The following is a 23,783-nucleotide window of genomic DNA, read 5'->3' on the forward strand; positions in this document are numbered from 1 at the left end:
CAGCGCGTTGAGCTACCTCCGGGCCGTCCAGGCCGACGACGTCGAAGCCGCCCGTGAGTTCGCCAACGGCGAGCCGTGCGGGGTGTGCATCACGTCGCGCAGCGCGACCCCGCTCCCGTCGCCGGGGCTGAAACCAGGCACCTCGGCCGTTCGGGGCCCGGAAACCGTCTGCCGAGGGCCGTCACGTCCCGTCCTGAGTCGGTTGCGGCGTGGGGGCGGGGCTGGGCGCCGTCGCTGGCCGGCGCGAGATAGCGCAGATCTGCCAAGTGGCGGAGTACAGCAGCAGTGCGACCGCGAACGAGGCGCCCGCTCTCTTGGCGGCCCCGGTCAACACGCCTTCGGCGAGGGTCCCCCACGGAGCTTGGACCATCTTGGAGGGATAGGTGGTCTCGCTCGCGCCGTCGCCCAGGTCGACGGTAGTCGGTTGGCTGTGCTCCACTTCGGTCACATAGCGGTAGGCGTTGAAGTCATCCCGGGTGTTGACTGCGCCGCCCAGCACGGGTGCCGCAACCAGCAGAGTGACCACGCTCCACCGCATGACGGGACCCAGGCGGGCAACGGTGTCGGTGCCGCGGCGGGTGCCCAGACGGTCCCGGCGCCGCCAAAGATGCCAGCCGACGGCCGCCAGGCCGAAGGCGGTGCTCGCGTACTGCAGCAGCCGGGCGACCGTCAAGCCTCCCAGGGCCGAGGCGCGCAGCGGCTGCACGTGGGTGACCAGGAAGCCGTCGCCGTGGGTGAAGGAGTCCCACGCGAGGTGGGAGGCGATACCGATCAGGGCGGAGACCAGGAGCCATATGGTGTAGCGGACCTTGGCCGGCGGGCCGGTTGTCCGCTCGGGTTCCGGAAGGCGGAGGCCGGATGGGAGCAGTGCTGTGATCGGCGCGCGCAGCATCCGGTAGGCGGCGACCAGACCGATGGCAAGGTGCAGATTGACCACCAGGCCCACACCGAGGGAGTGGGTCTCCGTGGCGTTGAGGAGCGGCCCGTACCAGTCTTGGGGGCTGGTCTCGGACACGCCGAGGACGGCCAGGAAGTACGGGACGTCGGGTGCCACGGCACCCGCGACCAGAGACGCCGGAACGAAGGGCCGACGCATCAGCGGCAGCACTGCTGCGGGGTGGGACAAGGTGAACGGCAACTCAATGATCTTCTCTGCTCGGAAGGGACCGGGTGGGCGTCACTGCACGTCGCGCTGCGGGCGCCCTTTCGCCGGGGCACCCCCGAGATCGCACGGCTGGCCCAGACGGCACTCCCGGATAGAACTCTGGAGAGAGTATTCATCTAAACGGACCATTGCAACGTGTGCGGGGCACGGTGTGCTGCCCGCGTGGAAGCCGTCAGGCAAGACACATGGTCGGCACGGCAAAGCCGGCCGCCCGTTGGCGGGCGGCCGGAAAGTGACGGAGGGGTCAGCGTCGGCGGCGCACTGCCTGGAAGAACGCGGTGAGCGCGACCGCGACCGGCAGCAGAAAAAGGGTGCCGAGGACGGGCCGGAGATCGCCCCAGACAGTCGCGTAGGAGTAGGCGACCAGCGGCGGAGAGGCCACGGCCATCACGCCCATCTCACGCAGACCTGAGGAACGCGCGCGGAGGGCGAGGACGGCCCCCGTGAAGGCGAGGACCAGTATCGGCCAGGCGCCGTAGTCCGTGGTCACACCGAAGGCCTCTGTATAGGTCCCCGCATTCACGACGGCGACGGGAAACCACCCCGCGGCAGCCATGGCTCCGGCCGCCGCCGACAGCCGCCTGTCACCGCGTCGATCCGGAGGGCAGGCGAGGACGACGGCGACGGTCAGCAACGCCGCGACCGGAGCGGTGGCCCCCCTGTCGTACGCGTGATCGCCGACGGCCCACTGCATGGCCGTCCCCAGCAGCCCGCACACGGCCATCCCCACACCCGGACCCCACCGGCCGGTCAAGGCGATGACCGCGCCGACGCACACCAGCAGTGAGAGCAGCATGTACAGAGCCCACGTACCATCCATGGCGAAAAGCTGTACCCGTACCGGGGCCGGCGAGAGAACAAGCCCGGCGTACCAGCGTGTCAGTTGCAGCCCGCTGTGCACCGCACCGGCCGCCAGCGCGAACGGGGCGGCCAAGGCGAAGAAACGTCCCGCAGGTGACGCCGAGTCAAGCCCCAGTCGAACCCGCAGGGCGTGCGCGGCCAGGTCGGCGTCCGCACGCAGCCGGGCCGGACGCGGCATGTCCGCCGTCATCTCCCGGTGCACGTCGATGATTTCCTGCCCGTGAGCAGCCCGGTATGCAGCCGGATACAGACGGGCGAGGGGATCGCTCACGCCGGAGCCGCCGCACCGGCGGCCAGACGCCGCCTGACCTCCCGGGCGGTCGCGGCCAGCCGCTCCGCCTCGGCCTCCAGCCGCTCCCGCCCGGCGGGAGCGAGAGCGAAGATACGACGAGCCCGGCCGCCCACCACCTCCTCACGCTCCACTTGGATCAAACCCTCCGCCAGCAGCCTGTCCAGCGCCCCGTAGAGCGCCCCGGTACGCGGCGCCACTCGGCCGTCGGTGATGGTCTTGACCTCTTGGGCGATGGCATACCCGTGCCGAGGGGCATTCGCCAGCGCCGTCAGCAGCAGCAGGGCCAGCTCTTGCATTCCTCGTTCGCTCATACCGACAGAGTATTCCGCCCGACGGACCTTCGCAGCACCTGCGGCACCCGCTGATGCCCGGCCTGCCGCTGCCGAGGCCCTGACACGGGCTGTAGGCTCCAGGCGCCCGGACGGGGAGAGCGGCGGCCCCTGTCCGGGCGCCTTCTACCAGGCCCGGCCACCGTGCCGGAGCGGTTCCCGGATTTCCGCGCCCGGTGCTTCCGTGATCATTGCCTGACCTCAGCCAGTGACGGCTACCGGTGATCCGGGCGTGTACTGGCTGGCCGGACGACCCGGCCGGGCCAACGCCCCCTGATGGCGGTGACCCGGCTTCCGGGCCATAGGACACGTCGAGCCCCGCACCCAAGTGATCTTCCGAACGTGGGCGGGCTGCCGCATAGTCACGTTTCCTCTACCAGCAGTAGAGGGGCGCGGTAGAGTGAGGTATATGGCAGCAGATGAGACGAGCATCAAGGTGAGCGCGGCGGCGCGGGACAGGCTGGCGCAGCTGGCGGCCGAGCACGGCACCACCATTCGCAGCCTGGTGGAGGATCTTGCGCAGGGCACTCCGACTCAGGCTGAATACGCCGAGCGTGCCGAGCTGGCCCGTGCCGAGCTCGCTTCCGCCCTCGGCAGCGCGCCCAGCCCAGAGGCCGAGGCGAAGGCCCGGGCGCTGCTGGAGCGCCTGGGCGGGGCGCACCACGGCTCGCAGACGGCCGCCTAGTGGCGGCGATCTCGGTCGTCCTGGACCACACGACCGCCGCTGCTCTGTACGACCCGAAGGATCCGTTCAACGAGGCGGTCGCCGCGTTCTACGTGCAGGCCTCTGGCGGGCTCGGTGATCTGTATGCGCCGGTGCTGTCGCTGACGGCCGGTGACGCCGAGCGGCCCGGACTGCTGGGCTACATCAAGGGGCTGCGGTTCATCCGGATCGAGGCGTTCGACACTGACGCCGCGGTCACCGCCACCGAACTGCTGCGCTTCGGCCACTCCTGGGCCGCTGTCCACGCCATCCACGCCGCCCGCCCATCCGCCGCCCACCCCGCCGGGCGGTTTCTTCTCACCTTGACCCCCAAGGCCTACGCCGGCACCGGCGTCCAGGCCGTCCACCCCGGTCAGTAACCGGCCAGCCACCGACAGCAGAAGACGGTCAGTGCCGCTCCTGCTAGTGCCGCATCGGCAACGTTCGCCCTGTCGACCACGGGTCGTAGTCGTTGATCGGCTGCGTGACGGTTTCGCCAGATGATGTAGCGGCGGATCATGCTGCTCTGCTCCTTGTGGCTGGCGTGGTCGGTGCCGTCCAGGGCGAAGTAGCGCAGGGCGGTGAACTGGGCCTCGAAGCGCGCATCAGCATGCGGCCGGAGCCCGAAAGAAGGGCGACCTGCAGAAAGAATCACCGGGCGGCATCTTCACCGAGCTCCGCGATCACGGGCTGGGAAGGTCGCGTGGTGGATTCACCACCAAGCTCCACCTGGCAGTCGAGCAGGGTCAGAAGCCTATGTCGATCGTGGTGACGGCCGGACAGCACGGATACTCACCGCAGTTCGAACCCGTGTTGGAGAAGGTTCGCGTGCCCCGCATCGGGCTGGGCCAGCCACGCGTCCGCCCCAGTCGAGTGCGCGCCGATAAGGTTTACGCCTCCTGGAAAAACCGTGCATACCTGCGCCGCCGCGGGATCCGCTGCACCACAGGTCGGCCTCGAAACCATAAGCCTGAGGACCTCGCGCCAACGCGGCCCGGGCAGTCTCGACCTGGGCGTCGTCCAGTTGGGGCGGGCGACCAGTGGCAGCGCGCCGCCGCAGGGCCGGGACGCCGCCTTCCTCCCACACCCGACGCCGACACCGCACACTTTGGGCACACCACACCCTCACCGCTCGCGCGATCTCCGTATTCGAGGCGCCCTCCTCAAACAACTCGACCGCCCGAACACGCCGTGACTCCGCCAACTGAGGCCGCGACAAAGGAGGAAGGGACGAGCCGGCAGCCGAAGGCGAGGCTTGATAAGCCACTCCAAAAGCCTCCCACTCGCCTGACCAGCACACCCACCGAATTAAAAGGTCAGTAGCAACCGAAGTGTGGGAGTTGCTGCACGGCGGCCAAGATGCTGTGCACAGCCGGGATTGAGGGTGTAGGCGGGTGCATAGCTCAGGAGCAGCACACCAGTCATCGGGCCAAACGTCTACACCTTTGATGCAAGATGGCCGAGCCGTACACCTCAGGGCGAGGGCCCGTGATCGTGCAACGCGGAAGATGACCGAAAGTGATCCATAGAGCTGGCGATCAAAAACGCATGGTCAGGCAAGAGGAGCTGCCGAGATACTCGGCCAGGATGAGTGTGCAACGCGACCCGTGCAGCTGTCGGCATGGCGCCAATCCAGCCATGGTTGACTCTGTGCGCCTTGGATCGGTTCTACAACCTTGACGGCACTGGTTCAGTCCAATAGCGTCCCCTCCGCGCAGGACCCCCCACGAATCAACACAGTGTCAACAACTCCCCCCACGTGAGCGCCAGAACAGGGCACCCCCCTCGTGGAGCTTGACCCCGGGCAACGGTGGCAGCTCCGGTGGAGGGTGTCGGCTGATCCGCAATAGGAAATTTGGCAAGGTCATGGGCGCCGACCTGATGGCCACGCCCCCACGTTGTGCAGTTCAACGAAAACGGCACCACCGATCACCTCTGGCGGTTCGTGTAACACCACGAAATACCCACCCAGGCAGAGTTCCACCGTGTCAGCATCGGCGCCCTCACGTTTCGCCTTGATGCGTACGCAATCGTGTCAAAGCCTGCGCAGTAGGGGGCCTGGGTGGGCAGTCCGCTGATGGCCGCGCGCTGCCGCCGCAGCGGCAGCGCGGCACGAAAGTTCTCCCTCTTGGAGGAAAGACATATGCGATTGCAGATCGTAAGACCGCTACGCGGTGGGTGGAGAGCACTCGTCGCGTTGCTTTCCCTCGTCGCGACGACGGCGGCAGCCACCGTCACTTCGGCGTCGAACGCCCGGAAAACTCTCTGGGAGGCACTTCGCGTGCGTTCAGCCGGATTGAAAACAGGCAGTCTCTTGGCCGTCGCCTCCCTCGCCCTCGGGATGACACTCGGCATACCGCCGAGGGCCACAGCCGCGTCGGCCGGCCCCATCAGCGGTCAGTCGGTCACGTTGCTGACCGGCGACCGAGTCGTTTTCCTCGATGCGAAGCGAGAGGTCAAAACCATCGTGCCCGGCAAAGGTCGGGACAAGATGGCCTTCTCGACGTACCAGCGAAATGGTCACCTATTCGTGGTTCCCCGGGACGCGGTTGTCCTGGTGAGGCAAGGAAGAGTCGACGAACGACTGTTCGACGTGACGATGCTGCTTGACTCCGGCTACGGTGACAGCAAGCGGAGCACACTCCCGCTGATCGTGACGTACGCACCTGGTGTCGCCCGCGCGCAACTGGCAGGTGCCAAGCAAACTCAGAACCTGGCGAGCATCAACTCCTCCGCGGTGCGCGCGAGCCGCGACGGGTCCACCTGGAAGTCGGTGCTGGGCGCCGGCGTGCGGAAAGTCTGGCTTGACGCTGTCATGCACGCGTCGCTTGACCGCAGTGTCCCGCAGATCGGCGGGCCGCAGGCGTGGGAGGCCGGCTACACCGGCGCAGGGGTGAAGGTGGCCGTCTTGGACACCGGAGTCGATGAAACCCATCCCGACCTGGCCGGCCGGCAGATAGCCGAACGCAATTTCAGCGGCACTTCGGACAACGTGGACCGCAACGGCCACGGTACGCACGTCGCCTCGATCATCGCCGGCACAGGCGCCAAGTCCGACGGCAAGTTCAAGGGCGTGGCGTATGACGCGCAGTTCCTCGACGGCAAGGTGCTCGACGATGACGGCAACGGCATGATGTCGGGAATCATCGCGGGCATGCAGTGGGCGGTCGACCAAGGTGCTCAGGTGGTGAACATGAGCATGGGTGGCCGCGACTTCGAAGGGGTCGACCCGCTGGAAGAGGCCGTGGACAAACTGTCCAAGACGGGCACGCTGTTTGTGGTTGCCGCGGGTAACGGCGGCGGCAGTGGTGACGGCACCATCCAGTCACCGGGCAGCGCGGACGCCGCGTTGACGGTCGGGGCAGTGGACCGCCACGACAACCTGGCATCGTTCTCCAGTCGTGGCCCGCGAGTCGGCGACGGCGCAATCAAGCCGGACATCACCGCGCCCGGGGTGGGCATCATGGCTGCGAAGGCCGCCGAAGGCCGGCTCGGCGACCCCACTGGCGACGGGTACGTCGCGCTGAGCGGTACGTCGATGGCGACCCCGCACGTGGCCGGGTCGGCCGTGCTACTGGCGCAGGAGCACCCGGAGTGGACCGGGCAGCAAATCAAGGCCGCGCTGACCGCGTCGGCCAAGCCGAACGCCAAGCTGAGCGCGTTCGCCCAGGGCTCCGGCCGGGTGGACGCGGCCCGGGCGATCAGCCAGGTGGTGACGACGGAACCGACAAGCCTCGTCCTCGGCACCCAGGAATGGCCGCACGACGACGACCAGCCGCTGAGCAAAACGGTGACGTACCACAACGCGGGCAAACAGGACGTGACGCTGGACATCTCGGTGACCGCGACCGGCCCCGACGGGAGCCCCGCACCGGCCGGCATGATGACCGCCTCGACGCCGCACGTGACGATCCCGGGCGGCGGTACGGCATCGGTCGACGTCATCGCCGACACGCGACCGGGCACGCTCGACGGCACGTTCACCGGGCTGCTGACCGCGACCTCGCGCAGCACCCAGGTGCTCACCCCGATCGCGGTCACCCGCGAAGGGGAGAGCCACACCTTGACCGTCGACCACATCGGTCTCGACGGCAAACCGGCCACCGCCAACTACGGCACCGTCGCGTACAACATTGACACCGGCGACTACTACGACCTCTTCAGCCCGGAAGGGCGCGTATCGGTCCGGATGCCCAAGGGACGTTACCTCCTGGACAGCCTGCTCATCGCCGGGCACACCTCATGGCTGGTGTACCCGTCGCTGGACCTTACCGAGGACATGAGCGTCGACCTGGACTTCCGGGCAACGCGGCCGACGAGCATCACCCCGCCGGACAACGCCTCCCTGGGCATCGCTGACGTCAGGTACATGCGGTACAACGGCCACAACGACGACGGCTACGGCTTCAGCTGGGTGCGCTACGGCGGAGACACGAGCGACCTGTGGACCGCCGGCGTCGGCCCCGAGCTGCCGCCGAACGAGTTCGTCACGCAGTACAACACGCAGTGGGTCGGCGGTAAGGGGGACTTCTACGGTCTCGGCTACTACGCCAACGGTTCGTTCCCCACCGGGTTCACCCGCGTGGAAAAGAAGGAAAACCTCGGTCGCGTGCACGCCACGTACTCAGTCCCGCTACCGGGCAAGTCAGGGTTGGCATGGTCGTTCCCGGCTCCGAAGTTCGGCCCGCGGCTGCCGGGCTGGTGGTCCAAGGTCATGCCGGTCGAGCTGCCTGGCGAACGGAACGAGTACTACACCCCCGAGGCGCTTTGGTCACCTGAGTTTTGGCAGATGGGTCCGGACGGGGCGCTTGAGGAAAGGCTCATGTCGCCGCCGCGGTCGTTCCGGGCGGGCACAACCACCCAGCTGCCCTTTAACCGAGGAGTGTTCGGACCGGCTTTGCCACAGTCGAAGTACGACGTCGAATACGTGACCAGGACCGGCGACAAAATCCTGGTGAATGTCCCGCTGTGGGGAGACGCAGCCGGCAACGCCGGTACTTCGCTACGGGACAAGTCGAGCATCGTCCTCTACAAGGACGGCGTGAAGGTGGGTGAAAGTGCCGACGCTGTCGAAGAATTCAGAGTCCCGCCGGACGCCGGTGATTACGTGCTGTCCGTCGAAGGGGTCCGCAGCCGTGCCGCCGACGTGAGCACCACCGTGCGGGCCAAGTGGACGTTCCACTCCGCACACGCCGGCCCCACCCGGACTCGATTGCCGCTGTCGGTCATCCGCTTCACGCCCACGCTGGACGACGACAACTCGGTGGCGGCGGGTAGCTCGCTGATTGTGCCCGTCACGCTTCAACGCCAGGCGACGAACACCGGCACTGTGCCACGGACGTTGGCGGTGGACGCGTCGTTCGACAGCGGTCTGACGTGGAAGCCGGTGACCGTCGTGTCGAACGCGTTCGCGGTCGTCCATCACCCCAATGACGCGAGATCGGTGTCGTTGCGGGCCCGGGCGACCGACGCGTCCGGCAACTCCGTGGAGCAGACGCTGATCGACGCGTACAAGCTGCACTAATCGCCCGACCTGGCACTCGTACGGGCAACCGCTCCCCGGAAATCCGAGCCGGACACCCGGTTCTGGCCTGTCCGGGGAGCGGTTCAGTGATGAAGGGGTTACTGCTCCCCGGCATCCCTGGCACACACGCGCTACGCGGGGCGGCCCACCTTCGTGCCTGACGCACTGGCCCTCGCCGGCCAAGGCTCGCCCTAGCCTGCGCGTTTCACTTGCGGCTGTGTCCGGATCATGAGCGGGAACGCGAAAGTGCCTTCTGAGCTGGGACGATAGGGCTTGTCTAAGGCTTCTGTCGTTCCAGCAGGAAGGCACTTTCTACGTGCACACTACCGGGTCACGTCCCCGGCTCGTCGTCTCCACTGACGGGCGCGGGGTGGTCAGTCATGCCGGATCCCGCCTGCTGGCCGATCTCGCCGAGGTCACCGGACTGACCCATGCCTTCAGTGACGCCCTGCGCCGGCTGCGTCCGCGCGGCACCGGCCACGATCCGGGCCGGATCGCCGTCGACCTGGCAGTGATGCTCGCCGACGGCGGCGAGGCGATCGCCGACCTGGCACTGCTGCGCGATCAGCCCGAGGTGTTCGGCCCGGTCGCCTCCATCCCCACCGCCTGGCGCCTGCTGGCCAACATCGACCCCGCCGCCCTCGGTGCCCTGCGCGCGGCCCGTGCCACCGCCCGCGCGATCGCCTGGCTGCAGGCGGGCGAGACCCGGGGCGGTATCCCTGCCTCGTACGCGGGTGGGCACGAACTGCCCGGCCTGGTCCTGGACATCGACGCCACGCTCGTCACCTGCCACTCCGAGAAGGAGCACGCGGCGCCGACCTACAAGCATGGCTTCGGCTACCACCCGCTGCTGTGCTTCCTGGACAACACCGGGGAAGCGCTGGCCGGTGTGCTGCGGCCCGGCAACGCCGCGGCCAACACCGCCGCCGACCACATCAGCGTCCTGGATGCCGCGCTCGCCCAACTTCCCGACGACCACCGCCACGGCACCGGCATCCTCATCCGCGCCGACAGCGCCGGATCCGCCAAGGCGTTCCTGGCCCACATCCGCACCCTTCGCTCACGCGGGATACACGCCTCCTTCTCCGTCGGATGGTCCATCACCGAACCCGTCCGCCGTGCGATACGCCATCTGCCCGAGCGGGTCTGGCATCCCGCCCTCGAACAGGACGGCTCCCTGCGAGAAGGCGCGCAGGTCGCCGAACTGACCGGCCTGGTCGACCTGCCGGGCCTGCCCGATGGCACCCGGATCATCGTCCGCCGTGAGCGTCCCCACCCCGGCGCCCAACTGTCCCTGTTCGACCTGGACGAGGGCATGCGCCACCAGGTCTTCCTCACCGACACCCCCTACGGCCAGGGCTCCCTGCAACTGCTGGAGGTCCGCCACCGCGCGCACGCCCGCGTCGAGGACCGCATCCGCTGCGGCAAGATCACCGGATTCGGCCGGTTCCCCTCCCGGCACTTCGCCATCAATGCCGCATGGCTGGAGCTGTCCCTCGCCGCCATCGACCTGCTCGCCTGGACCCAAGCTCTCCTGCTGGGCGGCGAGTTGGCCACCGCAGAGCCGAAGAAACTCCGCTACCGGCTGCTGCACGCCGCCGCCCGCATCACCCGCGGCGCCCGTCGCCTGCACCTACAGATCGCCGCCACCTGGCCATGGCGCCACGAACTGGCGAACGCTTTCGCATGCCTCGCCGCCCTGCCGAGACCAGTCACTTGACCTGCGGCTTTGTCCCTGACCGTCCACTACCTGAGGAACCCTGGAGCACCCGACCCGAGCGTCGGGCCCCAGCCATGCCCATCGGGCCAGAAGCAGCCGACAGCCGCAACCCACCATGATCAGTCCAACTCAGCCGACCAACCGAAACAGGGAGGTTAATGCGGCGCTCGGAGCGGTGGCGGGCCCGATCGTCGCACTCGGCCAGCAAGAGTTCGGCGAGGAAGCCGAGGTAGGACATCTGCTCACGGCTCGCGGTCTCGGCGAGGTCGGGAAACTGAGAGCGGATGGTGGGCAGCCGGAGCATCCGGCATGCCTGGTCGACGGCGGTGGTGGCGGCCTGCTCGGTGAGTCCTCGCTGGCGGGGAAGGGTCACGGCATTCTCCTCTTTCACGGAGTGGGGTGGTCGGGTCGGCGGAGCCGCAGGAGCTGGTCGTAGGGGGCGACGGAGGGCATGGGCCGCTTGTCGGGCGGCAGGTTGGCCCTCACGGCCGCGGGCAGCGGGGCGATGGCGCTCTGGCTGGTGGTGGAGGGCGGCTTCGGGGGTTCTTCGCGTCCGGTGTCGGCGTCGGCTGCCTTTCGGGCTTCGAGAGCGACGGCATCGGCGGTGAGAGCACCGGTCTTCAGGGCCGCGGCGAGGCCGGTGACGAGGTGTTCGTGGGGCAGGTGGCGGCTGAGCAGGAGGACCTCGATCAGGGCCCGGGTGCCGTCGCGTTCACCGTGCGCTTTGACGGCGGCTTCCCACCAGGCGTCGTGCATGGGAGTGAACCGGCCGGCGGCCCGGGCCTGGTCGAGAGCGGTGGCGCCGGGCAGGGCACCGGGCTTGCGGATCAGCGCCTCCAGGTAGTGGTCGAGTTCGAGGCGGGATCCATTGCGGGCGATGAGCCGCTCGTGGCGGGCGACTTCCTCGCGGCCGTCGTAGACCACGAGCTCGGAAGCGTGGAGCATGACGCGGACGGTGCGGCCGATCAGCCGCACCGGCACCGAGTAGCGATTCATCCGGACACAGATCTGGCTGTAGCGGTCGACCCGTGGTGTGGACAGCCGGCCGGTCTCGAACGGCTCCTCCGGTAGTGGCGCCAGCAACGGCTGCTCGGCCGCGAAGTACTCGCCGATCGTGCGGGGACGGGAGCGGATGCGGCGGGCATCGTCCTCTTGGTCCCAACGGTCGATCATCTCGTTGAGTTCGGCCAGCGTGTCCACTTCGGGGACGGGGACGAGGTGGTTGCGGCGGAACCAGCCGATCTGGCCCTCGACGCCGCCCTTCTCGTGAGCGCCGCGGATGCCGGGCTGGCAGTAAAGGGCGTTGATGCCGTAGTGGGAGCGGAAGGCGGTCCACCGTTCGGCTTCGATCCTGCGGCGGGAGAGGCCCAGCACCTGGGCGACGGCGGCTCTAAGGTTGTCGTAGCGGACCTTCCCGGTCGGCACTCCACCCAGGACGTTGAGAGCGTGGACGTGGCCCTCGAAGAACGCTTCCTGCCCTGCCGAGGCGAAGATGCGGTGCACGGCCTTGCCCGAGTACGACAGCCGGAACGCAAACAGGTAGCAGGTCACCAGCTCGCCGGCCAGCTTCACCGTGACATCGCCGAAGTCGACCTCGGCCTCCGCCCCTGGCCTGTGGGTCTGCGGGACGAACGCATCCACCACCCCCTTGCCTGCCTGGAGACGGATCTCCTCACGGCGGGCGGCGACATAGGCGCGGACCATCTGGTAGGTGACGTCGGCGGCTTCATGCTCGTCCAGGAGCCGGTCGTAGATCCGCTTAACCGTGTGGCGCTGCTTTCGCGGCGCGGTCAGGTCCGTCTTCAGGATGGCGTCGATCACCGGCTTGTAGGGGTCCAGGCGCGTTGCCCGTGGCCTCATTTTCTTGCGCGGCTCCGGCAGGGCCGAGGTCAGAGCCCTCTGCACAGTGTTGAAACCGACGCCGTACTTCCGCATGAGCGCGCGCGTCGACATGCCCGTCCTGGCATCACGGCGGATCGCCGCGTACAGATCGACCTTGGACTTCGGCAGCACCCGGGCCCCCTCGTCGTGCAGAGCACAACCAGGGTCCCGAAGCAAGCAGCGGGGCGTTCTCGAAACTCAGCGACATCACTCTCCCGTGGAACCGAGCGTTCCCGCCGCTGAGCATCAGACGTTCCTGAAACTCACCTACAAAGCCAACCGAGCTGGAGGAGCTGCAGCGGGACGCGACCGGCGCAGGGCGGAGGAGCCTTCGCGCCGAACTCGCTGCCGCCGCCCGGTCGGCGGGCGAGCCCGACGGCTGACGTTCTGCGACGGGCAGTCGCCGGCCAGCCCGCGGAGGCTGGACAACTGGCCCATCTCTTCCGCGCGTCCACTGTCTAGGAGCAGTTCGACCATGCCGGGCTGCAGCTCTTGCTCACTCTCGGCATGCGTCTGGTCCACCGCCGCACACGCGTGGGCTGAGCCTGAGGCATGCGTGGTTGTGGTCGGCGTCCGGGGAGGTGCCGGAAATCGCAGCAGACGCCGCCGCTGGACCATCAAGCGCACCGGGTCCTGGCTCGTCTGCTGATGTGGGTCTGCAGCAGTTTCATCGCCAGGTCGTGGCCGTAGTGGTCGGCCATGTCCATGGGCGTGCGGCCGTCAGGGTCTGCGAGCTCCGGATCTGCCCCGAAGGCGAGCAATACGGCCGTGGTGTGCACAGTCAGCGGCTGCCCGCTCTGCAGGGCCCCATCGCCCTCGGCGTCGATCGCGTGCGTCAGCAGCGTCATGTTGCTGAAGACCTCATCGGGATCGGCTCCCGCTGCCAGCAACCGGGCCAGAGCTTCAGCGTCCTCCTGCTCGACCGCTTGATGCGCGGGTGTCCAGTAGTCGCTCACCACGACATTCAACCGGCCCCGCAGCACGCCTGCCAGCGCCTTTCTACGCCGTCCGACACCCCTTGAGGTGACGTCTTGGGTGAGCGGAAGAGCTGATCGCTTAGTGGCCGTAGGGGCCTTGTGTCACAGTGACCGTGGGTAGCAGAGCGTGACAGGGGGCGGGCGATCGTGGGGCGTGACCACGCCCGCGACAACCGGCAGCGGATCGTCCTCGGACCCGACCTTGCCGGGGGGGCAGCGCCGGGCCGGACGAGCGGGACGTGCTGGCGCTGCTGCGCCGCGCCTACCCCTACCTGCCGGCGGACGCCGAAGGCGACGGGCCGGGCGCCGGGCCCTCGGCCATGGTGACGGCGGCCCGGGCGGTACGGCGCGCCGCCCAGCTCGGGCGGCGGGCCGCCTACAGCGGGCCCGACTCGATGGAGGTCTACAACGACCTGGTCGTCGGCAAGTACAGCTGGGTCCCCGACGACGATCACCCCGGTCCCGCAGCCGCCGAGATGGAGAACCTGCCCGTCCACTGGCTCAACGACTGGATGCTGTGCCTAGACGTCGAGTGCGCAATGCGTGACGAGACGGTGCTGCACCGGCTGTATGGCACGGTGACCTCTTACGAGCCCGGCACCGGCCGAGTGGGGGTTCTCCCCCACAGGCGGCCACCCGGCCATCTCGGTGCCCGTCCACCGGATCGTCGCGCTCACCGGCGACCGGCAGCGGCGCACCGACGGACAGGTGCCAGCCCACGAGCCCTACGACGAGTAGAGGGCCGTCCACGCGGTGGGTCACTCCTACGGGGCGGTGGTCGCGATGACCGCCGCCGCCCGCCGGCCGTCTTCGGCGAGGCCATCGCCGTCAGCGGCGAGGTCGTCGCGACCGGATCGGCGCCCGCGGGGTCCAAGTGGCGGGCACGGATCCCTTCCCGCACCGCGACCGGCCCGATCTGGTCAACGCGCTCCTCGCCGACACCTGGTCGGGCTGAGGGCTGGTTCGTGGGTGGGCTTTCTGCGGGCGCGCCGTGCGGGCGCGGGTTGGCGCGCACCAGCTCGGTGCACTTGCCCGTGCCGCCCATGGCCTTCTGCGCGGCGCGGGAGCGCTGTACGCGGGATGCCGGCCAGCGCGGCATCCGGCCGGACTGCTATCGGGGCATGCGCCTGGCACCGAGCTGAACGCCGCGGCCGGACCGGTTGCTCTAGCGGGCGAGGGTCACGGTGATGGGCACGTCGGAGCACCAGCCGAGCTGGCCGGCCAGTGCGTCGCGTTCGGTGGCGTCGACGGTCAGACCCCAGCGGATCTTGTCGGCGACCCAGTCGGTGACGTACTGGCAGCGGTAGCTGGTGGCCGGGGGCAGCCAGGTCGCGGGGTCCTGGTCGCCCTTCGACCGGTTGGACGCCGCCGACACCGCGATGAGCGCCCGCGCGTCTCCGAGGTCGTTGGCGTAGGCCTTCCGCTGCTTCGCCGTCCAGGCGTAGGCGCCGGAGTCCCATGCCTCGGCGAGCGGCACCAGGTGGTCGATGTCCAGTTCGCGCGCGCCGTTGATGTAGCGGTCGTCATACGGGCTGTACCACTCCCCTGCGCTCAGGGCGCAGCGCGGGCCCTGTTCGGGCGCGATGACCGCTTCGGCCTTCAGAACCTCTTGCCGGGTGTTGCAGCCGTCCTTGTCGGCGTCCACCCAGTGCTTGAACTTGCTGCGCTCGTAGCCGGTGCGGTCCTCGACCCGTACCGGCAGCTGGTCGAGCGCGTCCCGCACGGGCAGGGTCACCGTCTCCCCGGGGGCGCGCACCCGCGCCGGCGCGGCCGCGGCGGCGGTGTGGGCGGTGACCGGCAGGAGCAGAGCGGCAAGAACGGTGGCCGCGGCGCGGGCGAAGCGCATGGAACATCGGTCCCTTCGACGATCCCGAACGTCTTGGGGTCTTCGTAACGGGCCGCCGCACAACACGCCGGGAAACCGGAGGTGTTGTCACCCGCGCGAACGGTAAGTCACACCGCCGTGCGCCGATCGTCACCCACTTTCACCGCGGCACGGCCTGGCGCGCTGCACGTGGGCTCCGCGCACGCTGGCCGCGAAGGCGGGATGGACCTACATCACCTGCCCGCTCGGCGATGCGATCCGGTGGATCCTCCAGGGGCGTGTGCCCCCGCACCGGGCCGGACGGCACGGTGCGGGGCGGAGATAACCGCACTCCGGGACGGTCAAACCGGATAAAATCGCCCGCCGTGTTGCGAACTGTGCCCGGCAGGCTGCCATGCTGGTGTGCTGTGGCGCCGCCGTGGCCGCAAAAGCAGCCTCGAGCGCTTGGACGGCTCTGGGTGAGCAGCGGTTTGACAAGGGGAGGGGTTTTTTATGGCGGAGCGGGCACGTGGTTCCCGGCGGCAGCGCGTTGCGGGTGAGGCAGCCCGGCGGGCCGCGGCGGCTCTTCGTCTCGCGCAGGTTCCGGCGTCGCGGCGCGCGGAGCCGGAGCCTCGTGCGGCCGGGTCTGCGGGGCCGGTGGACCCGGAGCGGCTCGACGGCCCCGCCCAGGTGTCGGTGTGCGCTCCCGGGTGCCCGGTCTGCGCGGAAGCCCGCGAACGGTTTGCTGCCATCCGTGCGGAGTCGGTGGAGCAGCGGCGCCGGTTCGACCAGCCCGACCGGTACCCCTACGCCGCGGGCAAGCACACGCTGCACCAGGCCACATGCCGTGAGATCGAGCAGTCCGTCGGCCACGTCCAAGGGGACGATTCCATCTGGATGCAGGGCGCGCTGACGAGGTTCGCCCACGAAGGCACCCTCAACTCCGGGTGGGCGACGCACAAGCGGATGATGGAGCCCGGCGAGGCGGCGGCCTGGGTGGCCGAGCGTATCGGCCCGCGCGGCGGCATCCGCTACCGCCTGTGCCGAATCTGCACGCCCCAGCTACCCGTGGCCGGCTGAACCGCCGCAGTCCGGCGCGGCGTTCGCCCCGCCACGCCCGTCGGTTCACACGCGCGGTGTGTGGCACTGTGAACGTGCCGGGCACTACCGGCGGCGGTCACTGCACCAGGCGGCGCGGGGGAGGCCACCGGGGATCGGCCGGTGGCACCGACTTGGCGGACGTCTCCGGGCGGGTGGGAGTTCGCGCGGTACGCAAGGGGCTGGTCTGTCTGCCAGGTTGCCTGCGGCAGCCACGCACGCCACTCGCCGAGCTGAGCCCCGCCCGCGCCGGGTCAGCCCTTCGGCCAAGGTCTTCCGGGATCCGTGCCTCTTCCGTACCGGCAGAATCGCCTACGGACAGGCGCGGGCTGTCCGGGAAGGCACACGATGCCCAAGCGTTCCACTGCTGCCCGGCGGGCCCGTGAGGTCCAGCTGGCCACCGGCGTGAAGTACACCGCCGCGCTGCGGCGCCCGCAGCGGCTCTGTGAGGTCCTGTACGCCGCGGTGCGCGCCGAGAGGATGGGCTGGGCGGTCAGCCGCCTGGAGGACGTCTTGCGGGCCGAGCGTCGGCGGGCGCCTTATCTCGCCGAGGCAGAGCGCCTGGAGGGGCTGATCTACGACGGGTACGAGCGTCTTTCCGAGGCCGAGCGGCAGACGCTGCGTGCGCAGGCCGACACCGCGTTGCGCTTGGCGGGCGCCTATGACGGCGACGACGGTGACCCATGGGACGAGGCGCGGGAAGTGCTGTGGGTGGCGGGGGCAGCGCTGGAACGTGCCGGCAGCGTCGAGGACGGCCGTCGGCTGGCGGCTGCGGCCGCCGTGGTGCTCGGCCAGGCCGACTCCTGTCTGCTCTCCGACTGGGTGCGCTGCCCCGGGCGTGCCCGTTCCCGCTCGGGGTGCTCTTTCGTGGGCTGCCAGTGCGAGGCGATGGACAGGCACCTGGCGGGCCCGGGCACCTGGTGGGCGCGGGCGGCACGGGCCGGGGTGCGGGCGCTGGCGCGGGCGGCACGGGTGCCGTACACGGGCAACGACGAGGAGTGGACGGAGGCCGCCGAGCTGCTCGAGGAGGCCCTGCGTCATGCTCGGGTGGCGGCAGGCTTTCGTGGATCGGCCGCGGCAGCCAGTTCTCCTGATTTGTGATGCTGGTGTCACCGCGGGTCTTGCGCCCGCCGGCCGCGGAGCGTCTGCCCGGCGGCCTGATTTGGTCCGGCGTGGAGCAGGTCCAGCGCATCCGGGGGCTGCCCCGGATGCGCTGGCGGGTGCTCTGGCGCCTCGCAGGCCAGGGCTTGAGGTGTGTGGCTGCGGGCACCGCCTCTGGGTCTTGGGAGTGCAGGTTCAGTTGTTACTCGCCTTCGGTGATGGTGAACGTGCTGGTGTACTCCTCCACGGGCGTGGCCCTGTCGGCCGCGTGGGCGGCGCGAGCCTGGCGGTCCGCGCCGGTGATCTCCGGGTGGACAGGAGAGGTAGGGGGTGCCGGCCAGAGCTGGAGGAGATGGCGTTCGCCGTGGTCGCCGATGCCGGGCTCTGGGCCGTCGGCGTGGCAGTACAGCCGCATCCAGGTCTACTCGCCGCCGGGGGAGGCCGGCATCTGCACGGGGGGGCGTCGTCGGGCCATGCGTCGAGGATGTCGCCCGGTTCGAGGGGGGCGAGGTGGAGTGTGGGCAGGTCCAGGTGCAGGCTCATCTCCTCGGCGGGCTCCCGCTGGCCGGGCGGTGCACCCGTTGGCAGGGTGTCGTGGATCTCGACGGTCATCAGCGGGAACTCCTGCTGCATTCAGGCGAGTTCTCTCCTCACAGTGATCCGTGCTTTTGGGAGCAGCCGTGAGTGAACCGTCGGAAAACCCGGACCCCTCCTACACCAGGATCCATCTGAGCGGGCCGCCGGAGGCTGTCGCACGTCTCATCGCCGCTCTGGGAGCTGCGGGTGAGATCATCTTCGATCACCGGTCCGCACCCGATGCGCGGGGGGATGTGGTGTGCACGGCCCAGGTGGTCACCTACGACGGGCCTCAGCCGGTCATGGTGTCGGGGAAGGCCGAGGCCGTGGTGCAGAGCGTGCTGGGCATCGACGCCGGCCGCTGGCCCGGGTTGGCCGGGCAGGCGGCCGCCCATGAGTTGGAGGAGTCGGCTGCTGCCGCGCTGGCCGGGCTGGAGGGCGTCCATGAGGCCCGCAGCCGACTCGTCGCCGTGGCGCCGACCCCTGCTGGCGCCGGCTAGCGGTGTCCGCGGACGAGGGCGGGCTGCCCGACGAAGGACTGTCGCTGTGGCTGACCGACTACCGGATGGACGTCGGTGAGCCGTGGGAGGGGCGCCGCCTTGTCGCGCTGGTCGGCCGGACGGCCGCCGGGAGCCTCGACTTCCATGTCCACCCCGACGGGCAGGCCCTGCGGGTATGGGGGCTCGAGGTGTACCCCGGCTTCCAGCGGCGTGGCCTGGCGAGCGTGCTCATGGACGCCTTGTACGCGGCCTACCCCACCGCGTGGATCAATCACGGTACGCGCAGCCGCGACGGTGCCCACTGGTGGAACAGCTACCGGGAGCCCGATCCCCGGCGCAACGTCCACAACCGGCCGCCCGGCGAGTGGGCCGCCTACTTCGACCCGGTGGAGGTGGCCTCCGACAAGGCGCAGCTCGTTCACAGGAACACCCGCGAGGGCCTCGACGGCCACCGTGATGCCGTCTACCGCTACGGGGAGCGCGGCGAGCAGGAGGCGGACGGCTATCTCTGGCTCTACCGTCCGGTGCGGGCCGCGATGCTGGATCCGGCTGCCCAGCCTCTTTATGGGGCCACGCGGCTCTTTCTGCCGCCCCGTCTGCACGCTCACGTCCATGACGAACGCCAGGACGCCGCTTCGCGGGCTGAGGCGCTTCTGGAGCATCTTGGTCACGGCAATCTTCCGCGTACCCGGTGGTACGCCACCCGGCAGCAGGCGTTCGAGGACGCCCACCACGAAGAGGTCTTCCAGGACCAGAGCTCCCCCCGGGGGGCCACGCATGTGGTGTTCACGCTGAGCCGACTGGGCAGGGCCTCTCTTCCCTCCCACACCGTGACGTCCGCGCTCGTGGACTTCTCACCTGCCATCGCCGACATCCCGGTCGAGCTGGCCGGAATGTCCTGGCGTGACGCCCAGCAGCCGCACCGCACGCACACCGCCGCGTTCACGCCCGCCGTCGACGCCGCCATCGCCCCCTACGTCTGGTGGCGCGCCAGCGCGGCATACAAAGCCCGCTACGACGAAAACGGTTTCCTGCGCGCTCCTGCCGCACCGGAGACTTCTCTTGCCGGGGATGCCGAACTTGCCCAGCGGGTCCGTTCCATGGCCGACTGGCTTCGCAAGGAGCAGGCATCCCGTGCCTCGCTCCCGCCTGCGCAGCGCCCGTCCCGGCCCGCCGCGCCTGAGCATGAGCAGATGTCCGCGGAGCACCGGCCGGGCAGAGCACCGGGTCAGTAGTGCTGTCACCCTGCCGCTGCGAGAGCACGGTGCCGGCTGCCGGAGGCCGAAGCGGGCCGGGCCCGCGGTGGCGGGCAGGGCCGCAGATCACGGGTGAGGGCGGCACTGCGCGCCGGGCGGCGGGGCAGGCGTGGCCCGGGCGGACAGCGGTGGGCCCGGCCCCCGGGCTCAGGCAGCGGAAAAGCGGCGGCCGCGGCGGTCCGGCGACGTCGCCCTGGTCCTGCTCGTCCACGCCTGCATCGTCCTGCCGGCCAGGGCGCGCGGCGGCGGCTGCGCGAAACGCCTGCGTCGGCATGCCCGGTGCCAGCAGGGTGAGGTGACGCGAGCAGAGGGGTGGAAGCACGCCCCCCACCACCACCACCTCGGTCCGTCATCCCGGTTGCTGCGTCCCCGATGCCCCCTCATCGGATCCATACGCCGGTGGTGGTCTGGCTTGTTCTGATCATGCTCACCGGCCTTGAGGAGCGTGGTACCAAGTAGGTACCATCGGGTCATGCCATCACTGAACGTGTCCTTCTCTGACGAGGAAATGGAAGGCGTCCGGGCCGCCGCCACTGCCGAGGGCAAGAGCCTCAAGCAGTACCTGCACGACCTCGGCGTACGTGAGATGCACCGCAAGCGGTTCGTCGCCGGCGCCACCGCCTGGGCCGACAGGCTGCGCGGGGAGTTCGACGAGGCATTCCCCGAGGAGATTCCGCCTTCTCAGCGCGGTGACGGGGCTGCGGCTGCCTGATGGTTGTGCACATCGACGTCTCCTGGCTCCTCGATGTCCAGGAGGCCGCCCTCGGGCACGAAGACGTGACCGTGACGGACTACTCCGCGCTGGTGGCGGCCGTCGCCCGGCACAAGACCCGGATGCCGACGCTTGAGGCCTCCGACCCGGATGCCGCCTGGCGTGCGGCCGCGCTCCTGCACACGATCGTGCGCCTGGAGCCGCTCCCCCACCGCAACAGCCTCTTCGCCGCCTTCGTGGCTGCTCAGTACATGGATCAGTCCGGCGAAGGCATCGACCCCCCATACGGCGCCCTGTCCGACCTCATCCGAAAGGTCCGGGACACCCGGCTGAGCGTCTACGCCGTCGCCCAGGCCCTGCGGTCCTGGCGCATCTGATCCAGGCACATCAAGCGGTGGGCCGGCCCTCTGCCATGAGGCAGGCGGCCGGGCGCGCTGGCAGGGCACCGTGAGTGGCAGGCCCCGCTGGAAGCCGTCGCCGGCCGACTGGCACACCACGCGGCGCTGCCGCGAACTCCTGCGCGGCGAAGAGGGCCAGGCCTGGCGCAGCAGAATGTCACCGCTGCTTGACACTGATGTCGCCCCGAGACGACATGCCGCACGCGTTGTGCCCCCCCCGGTCGCGCCCGACAGCGCCGGTGTCTACACCAGGGCGGCCGGGACGGCGCCCTCGGCCGTCCAGTCCCCGTCGAACAGCGCGGCGACCAGGCGTGCGTGGGCTTCGGGGAGCCGGCCAGAGCGGTGCTTGGTGCGGGCCTTGGCGAGCCAGGCGCCGATCTTGACGGTGTCGCCGTCGACCCGGATCGTCTCGCGGGCGGCAGGGACGCGGCCTTCGCGGTGGAGGAAGAGCTCCAGTAACTGGACGGTCTCCTCGAAGGTGCGGCGGGTGCGGCGGGCCGGAGCGAGGGGGTTGGTGTCGGGGGTGAGGCCGATTGCGGTCATCAGCTGCTGCTGGCCGGGGTGCAGGGCGCGCCAGGCGGATAGTTGGCGCTGCAGCCAGGAGCCGATCTTCACACCGGCCAGGAGGGTGTCGCGGGTGAGCGCGGCCGGGTCGGCGCCGGAGGCGAGGTGGGCGCGCAGCAGGTGGTACTTGCGGTGCCAGTCCGCGCCGTGCGGCAGGCGCCAGTCGGGAGCGAGGCGGGTGAGGGCGTCGGCGCGTGCGGCATCGAGGGTGTTCTTGGCGGCGAGGTGACGCTGTTCGGCGAGCCAGGCGCCGACGGGGGCGGTGGCGGGGGCGGCGAGGTGGCCGTGGGTGCGCAGGTAGTCGGCGGCGGCGGCCAGGCGGGAGCGCCAGGCGGCGTCGTGCTTGTCCCAGATCATGCCGAGCGCGTCGAGTTCGGCGATCCAGTCGGCTTCGAGGCGGCCGGCTTTGGCGGCGTCGCGCATGGTGGTGATGAAGGTGCCCAGCTTGTAGCCGGTGGGGTCGCTGTAGTCGGCGGGGACGTCGAGGTGGCCGTACTGGTCGCAATAGGAGCGGGCGGCAGCGAGCCCGAGGCGGCGGGAACGGGAGACGCCCGGGTCGCGGGGATCGAAGGAGACCAGGTCCATCGCCTGGGCGATGCGTTCGGGGTGGACGGTGAAGTCGAAGTGCCAGCGGCGCTCGATGACGGTACTGGTCTCCTTGGGCAGGCGGTTGGCCTTGTCGGGGAGGCGCTCAAGGATGCGGTGGTCGTGGCTGGCCAGCGCGCAGGCGATCGCCCAGACGGGTTCGTAGGCGGTGCCGAGGATGTTCTCGCCGTCGGCGCCGGGCGGAACGTAGACGGGGACGATCAGCGAGGCGGTCTTGCCAGACACGTCCAGGCGCAGGGCGCGGCCGAGGGCCTGGACGCAGCGGATGACGCTGCGGGTGGGGTCGGCGAAGACGATGGCGTCGACGCTGGGGATGTCGACGCCCTCGGCGATCAGTTTCGAGTTGGCCAGGATCGCGCAGTCGGCGGCGGCGAAGGAAGCGAAGATGTCGGCGCGCTGGGCGGGGGTGTGCTCGCCGTGGGCGAAGAACAGCTCCGGGGTGCGCTCGGGGCACAGACCGGGGTCGGTGCGTGCCAGCAGGCGCAGGGTGTGCGGGAGTTCGCGGGCGAAGCGGCGCGCGTCGGAGACGAGATTGAAGTAGACCAGCACCTTCTTCAGACCGTGCTCGGTCATGGCCCGCAGCACCGCCAGGTGCAGGGCGGTGGTGCGCAGCGCACCGTCGTCCTTCTCCTCCTCGGCAGCGGTGCCGGGCGGGGCCGCGGTGCCGGGGGCGGGCAGGTTCAGGCGGCGGCGCAGGTCGGTGTCGGTGAGGGTGGGCACCACGATGCGGTAGTCGGCTGCGCGGCCGTCGGCCACTGCCTGCGCGAGGGGGTACTCGAAGACCTTCTTGCCGTAGACGGCCTCGTTGTCCATGGAGTTGGCGGACGCGTCCACGTCCGTCCCCGCGGCGGCGGGGCGCCGGCGGCGCGGGCGGGTGGTGTCGGCGGACTCGGCCAGCTCGGGGGCGGCGAAGATACGGGGGGTGGCGGTCATGTAGAGGCGGCGCTCCGCGCGGATGCGCTGCGCGTCGTTGACGATGGCCCACTTCTTGTCGGCGCGGCCGGCGATCCGGTGGGCCTCGTCCATGACCGCCAGGTCGAACGGTGGCACCGCATAGCCGCTGCCCTGGGTCTGCTCGATCTTGTTCAGGGAGTCGTAGGTGCAGATCACCGTCAACGCGGGGATCTGGTCCTCGTTCTCCCCCACCACCGACATCAGCCCGCCCAGCGCGTGCGGGTTCGTGGTCGACAGGACGCGCTCTGCGACCAGGTCGTCGCGGCCACTGGTGTCCAGGGAGGAGACGATCACCATGTGCTCGCCGTGGCCGTCGCGGCGCCAGGCCAGCGCCGTCTGCGCGGCCAGGTCCAGTGTGGGGACCACGAACAGCACCAGCCGCGCGCCGAGGGCGTCCGCCACCCGGATCGACACCAGCGTCTTACCCGTTCCCGTCGCCGACACGAACAGCCCTCGCGTTCCGGCGCGCTGCAGATGCCGTGCCAGCCGATCGACGGCCTCGGCCTGGTCGGGGAAGAGCCGCGCCCGCCCAGGGCGTTCGGGGCGCGGCATTTCCATCACTGTCATGGCAGCTCTTCCTCGATCCCGAAGCGGACGGCCCCGGGCGGCGGTTAGGGGCCGAAAAGGCAGTGCGGCTATCACGGAGAGGCCTCCGGGGACGCTACCACCCCGAACACCACCCGTACGCAAAATGCACGCAATAAGTACGTACTAGGTACGCGATCCGGTCGATTCGGATAAGGTGAGGGGCGGAGGTGCCCC

At 69.8% G+C, this 23,783-nt stretch carries 20 protein-coding genes and 2 pseudogenes; 12 read left to right on the top strand and 10 right to left on the bottom strand.

Annotated features, from left to right (window positions below; all coding sequences use genetic code 11):
• Positions 1-181: 181 nt before the first annotated feature.
• The 3 genes from AB0L29_RS28770 to AB0L29_RS28780 form a co-directional block, all read right to left on the bottom strand.
• Positions 182-1,138 (bottom strand): DUF4184 family protein, encoded by a 957-nt coding sequence (locus tag AB0L29_RS28770; RefSeq protein WP_365831041.1) that lies wholly within the window; start codon positions 1,136-1,138, stop codon positions 182-184.
• Between the two features lie 271 nt (positions 1,139-1,409).
• Complete coding sequence (locus AB0L29_RS28775; RefSeq protein ID WP_365831043.1) at positions 1,410-2,297, bottom strand: hypothetical protein; 888 nt, start codon at positions 2,295-2,297, stop codon at positions 1,410-1,412.
• The gene (locus AB0L29_RS28780) at positions 2,294-2,629 is read right to left on the bottom strand and encodes a PadR family transcriptional regulator (protein WP_365831045.1); all 336 of its coding nucleotides are present in this window, start codon (positions 2,627-2,629) and stop codon (positions 2,294-2,296) included. The genes AB0L29_RS28775 and AB0L29_RS28780 overlap by 4 nt, the downstream gene beginning before the upstream one ends.
• A 427-nt stretch (positions 2,630-3,056) precedes the next feature.
• On the opposite strand from AB0L29_RS28780, the gene AB0L29_RS28785 reads away from it, so the two are divergent.
• Both AB0L29_RS28785 and AB0L29_RS28790 read left to right on the top strand, forming a co-directional pair.
• A complete protein-coding gene (locus AB0L29_RS28785) occupies positions 3,057-3,332 on the top strand; it encodes a hypothetical protein (RefSeq protein ID WP_358569927.1) in 276 nt (91 codons plus the stop codon).
• On the top strand, positions 3,332-3,730 hold the full coding sequence (locus tag AB0L29_RS28790; RefSeq protein ID WP_189880498.1) for a hypothetical protein: 399 nt from the start codon (positions 3,332-3,334) through the stop codon (positions 3,728-3,730). The genes AB0L29_RS28785 and AB0L29_RS28790 overlap by 1 nt, the downstream gene beginning before the upstream one ends.
• A 56-nt stretch (positions 3,731-3,786) precedes the next feature.
• On the opposite strand, the pseudogene AB0L29_RS28795 reads toward AB0L29_RS28790, so the two are convergent.
• A pseudogene (locus tag AB0L29_RS28795) lies at positions 3,787-3,945 on the bottom strand (IS630 family transposase); the annotation flags it as partial.
• Between the two features lie 134 nt (positions 3,946-4,079).
• Here AB0L29_RS28795 and AB0L29_RS28800 point away from each other — a divergent pair.
• The 3 genes from AB0L29_RS28800 to AB0L29_RS28810 all read left to right on the top strand — a co-directional run bounded on the left by AB0L29_RS28800 (position 4,080) and on the right by AB0L29_RS28810 (position 10,594).
• Positions 4,080-4,673 (top strand): hypothetical protein, encoded by a 594-nt coding sequence (locus AB0L29_RS28800; RefSeq protein WP_365831093.1) that lies wholly within the window; start codon positions 4,080-4,082, stop codon positions 4,671-4,673.
• Between the two features lie 874 nt (positions 4,674-5,547).
• The gene (locus AB0L29_RS28805; RefSeq protein WP_365831047.1) at positions 5,548-8,874 is read left to right on the top strand and encodes a S8 family peptidase; all 3,327 of its coding nucleotides are present in this window, start codon (positions 5,548-5,550) and stop codon (positions 8,872-8,874) included.
• A 316-nt stretch (positions 8,875-9,190) separates the two neighbouring features.
• A complete protein-coding gene (locus tag AB0L29_RS28810; RefSeq protein ID WP_365831049.1) occupies positions 9,191-10,594 on the top strand; it encodes an IS1380 family transposase in 1,404 nt (467 codons plus the stop codon).
• A 157-nt stretch (positions 10,595-10,751) separates the two neighbouring features.
• Here the strand turns inward: AB0L29_RS28810 and AB0L29_RS28815 are convergent.
• The 3 genes and pseudogenes from AB0L29_RS28815 to AB0L29_RS28825 form a co-directional block, all read right to left on the bottom strand.
• A pseudogene (locus AB0L29_RS28815) lies at positions 10,752-10,967 on the bottom strand (AAA family ATPase); the annotation flags it as partial.
• A 14-nt stretch (positions 10,968-10,981) separates the two neighbouring features.
• The gene (gene istA / locus AB0L29_RS28820) at positions 10,982-12,604 is read right to left on the bottom strand and encodes an IS21 family transposase (RefSeq protein WP_365831095.1); all 1,623 of its coding nucleotides are present in this window, start codon (positions 12,602-12,604) and stop codon (positions 10,982-10,984) included.
• Positions 12,605-13,092: 488 nt separating this feature from the next.
• Positions 13,093-13,431: an ankyrin repeat domain-containing protein gene (locus AB0L29_RS28825; protein ID WP_365831051.1), complete on the bottom strand. Its 339-nt coding sequence runs from the start codon at positions 13,429-13,431 to the stop codon at positions 13,093-13,095.
• Positions 13,432-13,691: 260 nt separating this feature from the next.
• Between AB0L29_RS28825 and AB0L29_RS28830 the strand changes: the two genes are divergently transcribed.
• Complete coding sequence (locus tag AB0L29_RS28830) at positions 13,692-14,594, top strand: hypothetical protein (RefSeq protein WP_365831053.1); 903 nt, start codon at positions 13,692-13,694, stop codon at positions 14,592-14,594.
• Positions 14,595-14,617: 23 nt separating this feature from the next.
• Here AB0L29_RS28830 and AB0L29_RS28835 read toward each other — a convergent pair whose 3' ends face one another.
• Positions 14,618-15,298, bottom strand: coding sequence for an HNH endonuclease family protein (locus AB0L29_RS28835; RefSeq protein ID WP_365831055.1), 681 nt, complete (start codon positions 15,296-15,298; stop codon positions 14,618-14,620).
• 654 nt (positions 15,299-15,952) lie between these two features.
• Here AB0L29_RS28835 and AB0L29_RS28840 point away from each other — a divergent pair.
• Positions 15,953-16,336 (top strand): hypothetical protein, encoded by a 384-nt coding sequence (locus AB0L29_RS28840; RefSeq protein WP_365831057.1) that lies wholly within the window; start codon positions 15,953-15,955, stop codon positions 16,334-16,336.
• Between the two features lie 366 nt (positions 16,337-16,702).
• Positions 16,703-17,455: a hypothetical protein gene (locus AB0L29_RS28845; RefSeq protein WP_365831059.1), complete on the top strand. Its 753-nt coding sequence runs from the start codon at positions 16,703-16,705 to the stop codon at positions 17,453-17,455.
• 202 nt (positions 17,456-17,657) lie between these two features.
• Here the strand turns inward: AB0L29_RS28845 and AB0L29_RS28850 are convergent, their stop codons facing one another.
• A complete protein-coding gene (locus tag AB0L29_RS28850; RefSeq protein WP_365831061.1) occupies positions 17,658-17,870 on the bottom strand; it encodes a hypothetical protein in 213 nt (70 codons plus the stop codon).
• Between the two features lie 265 nt (positions 17,871-18,135).
• On the opposite strand from AB0L29_RS28850, the gene AB0L29_RS28855 reads away from it, so the two are divergent.
• The 4 genes from AB0L29_RS28855 (at position 18,136) to AB0L29_RS28870 (ending at position 20,876) form a co-directional block, all read left to right on the top strand.
• Positions 18,136-18,531: a hypothetical protein gene (locus AB0L29_RS28855; protein WP_365831063.1), complete on the top strand. Its 396-nt coding sequence runs from the start codon at positions 18,136-18,138 to the stop codon at positions 18,529-18,531.
• Between the two features lie 2 nt (positions 18,532-18,533).
• The gene (locus AB0L29_RS28860; protein WP_365831065.1) at positions 18,534-19,766 is read left to right on the top strand and encodes a GNAT family N-acetyltransferase; all 1,233 of its coding nucleotides are present in this window, start codon (positions 18,534-18,536) and stop codon (positions 19,764-19,766) included.
• Between the two features lie 493 nt (positions 19,767-20,259).
• Positions 20,260-20,499: a hypothetical protein gene (locus AB0L29_RS28865; RefSeq protein WP_365831067.1), complete on the top strand. Its 240-nt coding sequence runs from the start codon at positions 20,260-20,262 to the stop codon at positions 20,497-20,499.
• Positions 20,499-20,876 carry a toxin Doc gene (locus tag AB0L29_RS28870; protein WP_365831069.1) on the top strand — a complete coding sequence of 126 codons (378 nt, stop codon included), beginning with the start codon at positions 20,499-20,501 and terminating at the stop codon, positions 20,874-20,876. The genes AB0L29_RS28865 and AB0L29_RS28870 overlap by 1 nt, the downstream gene beginning before the upstream one ends.
• Before the next feature lie 264 nt (positions 20,877-21,140).
• On the opposite strand, the gene AB0L29_RS28875 is transcribed toward AB0L29_RS28870, so the two are convergent.
• Positions 21,141-23,588 carry a Helicase associated domain protein gene (locus tag AB0L29_RS28875; RefSeq protein ID WP_365831071.1) on the bottom strand — a complete coding sequence of 816 codons (2,448 nt, stop codon included), beginning with the start codon at positions 23,586-23,588 and terminating at the stop codon, positions 21,141-21,143.
• Positions 23,589-23,783: the final 195 nt, after the last annotated feature.

This window comes from Streptomyces sp. NPDC052701, assembly GCF_040678355.1.
Lineage (GTDB): Bacteria > Actinomycetota > Actinomycetes > Streptomycetales > Streptomycetaceae > Streptomyces.

Coding starts and splice junctions, on each gene's coding strand:
- AB0L29_RS28850 (WP_365831061.1), bottom strand. CDS start 17,870: ATGCGGCTGTACTGCCACGCCGACGGCCCAGAGCCCGGCATCGGCGAC.
- AB0L29_RS28875 (WP_365831071.1), bottom strand. CDS start 23,588: ATGACAGTGATGGAAATGCCGCGCCCCGAACGCCCTGGGCGGGCGCGG.
- AB0L29_RS28835 (WP_365831055.1), bottom strand. CDS start 15,298: ATGCGCTTCGCCCGCGCCGCGGCCACCGTTCTTGCCGCTCTGCTCCTG.
- AB0L29_RS28780 (WP_365831045.1), bottom strand. CDS start 2,629: ATGAGCGAACGAGGAATGCAAGAGCTGGCCCTGCTGCTGCTGACGGCG.
- AB0L29_RS28845 (WP_365831059.1), top strand. CDS start 16,703: ATGCCCAAGCGTTCCACTGCTGCCCGGCGGGCCCGTGAGGTCCAGCTG.
- AB0L29_RS28870 (WP_365831069.1), top strand. CDS start 20,499: ATGGTTGTGCACATCGACGTCTCCTGGCTCCTCGATGTCCAGGAGGCC.
- AB0L29_RS28785 (WP_358569927.1), top strand. CDS start 3,057: ATGGCAGCAGATGAGACGAGCATCAAGGTGAGCGCGGCGGCGCGGGAC.
- AB0L29_RS28865 (WP_365831067.1), top strand. CDS start 20,260: ATGCCATCACTGAACGTGTCCTTCTCTGACGAGGAAATGGAAGGCGTC.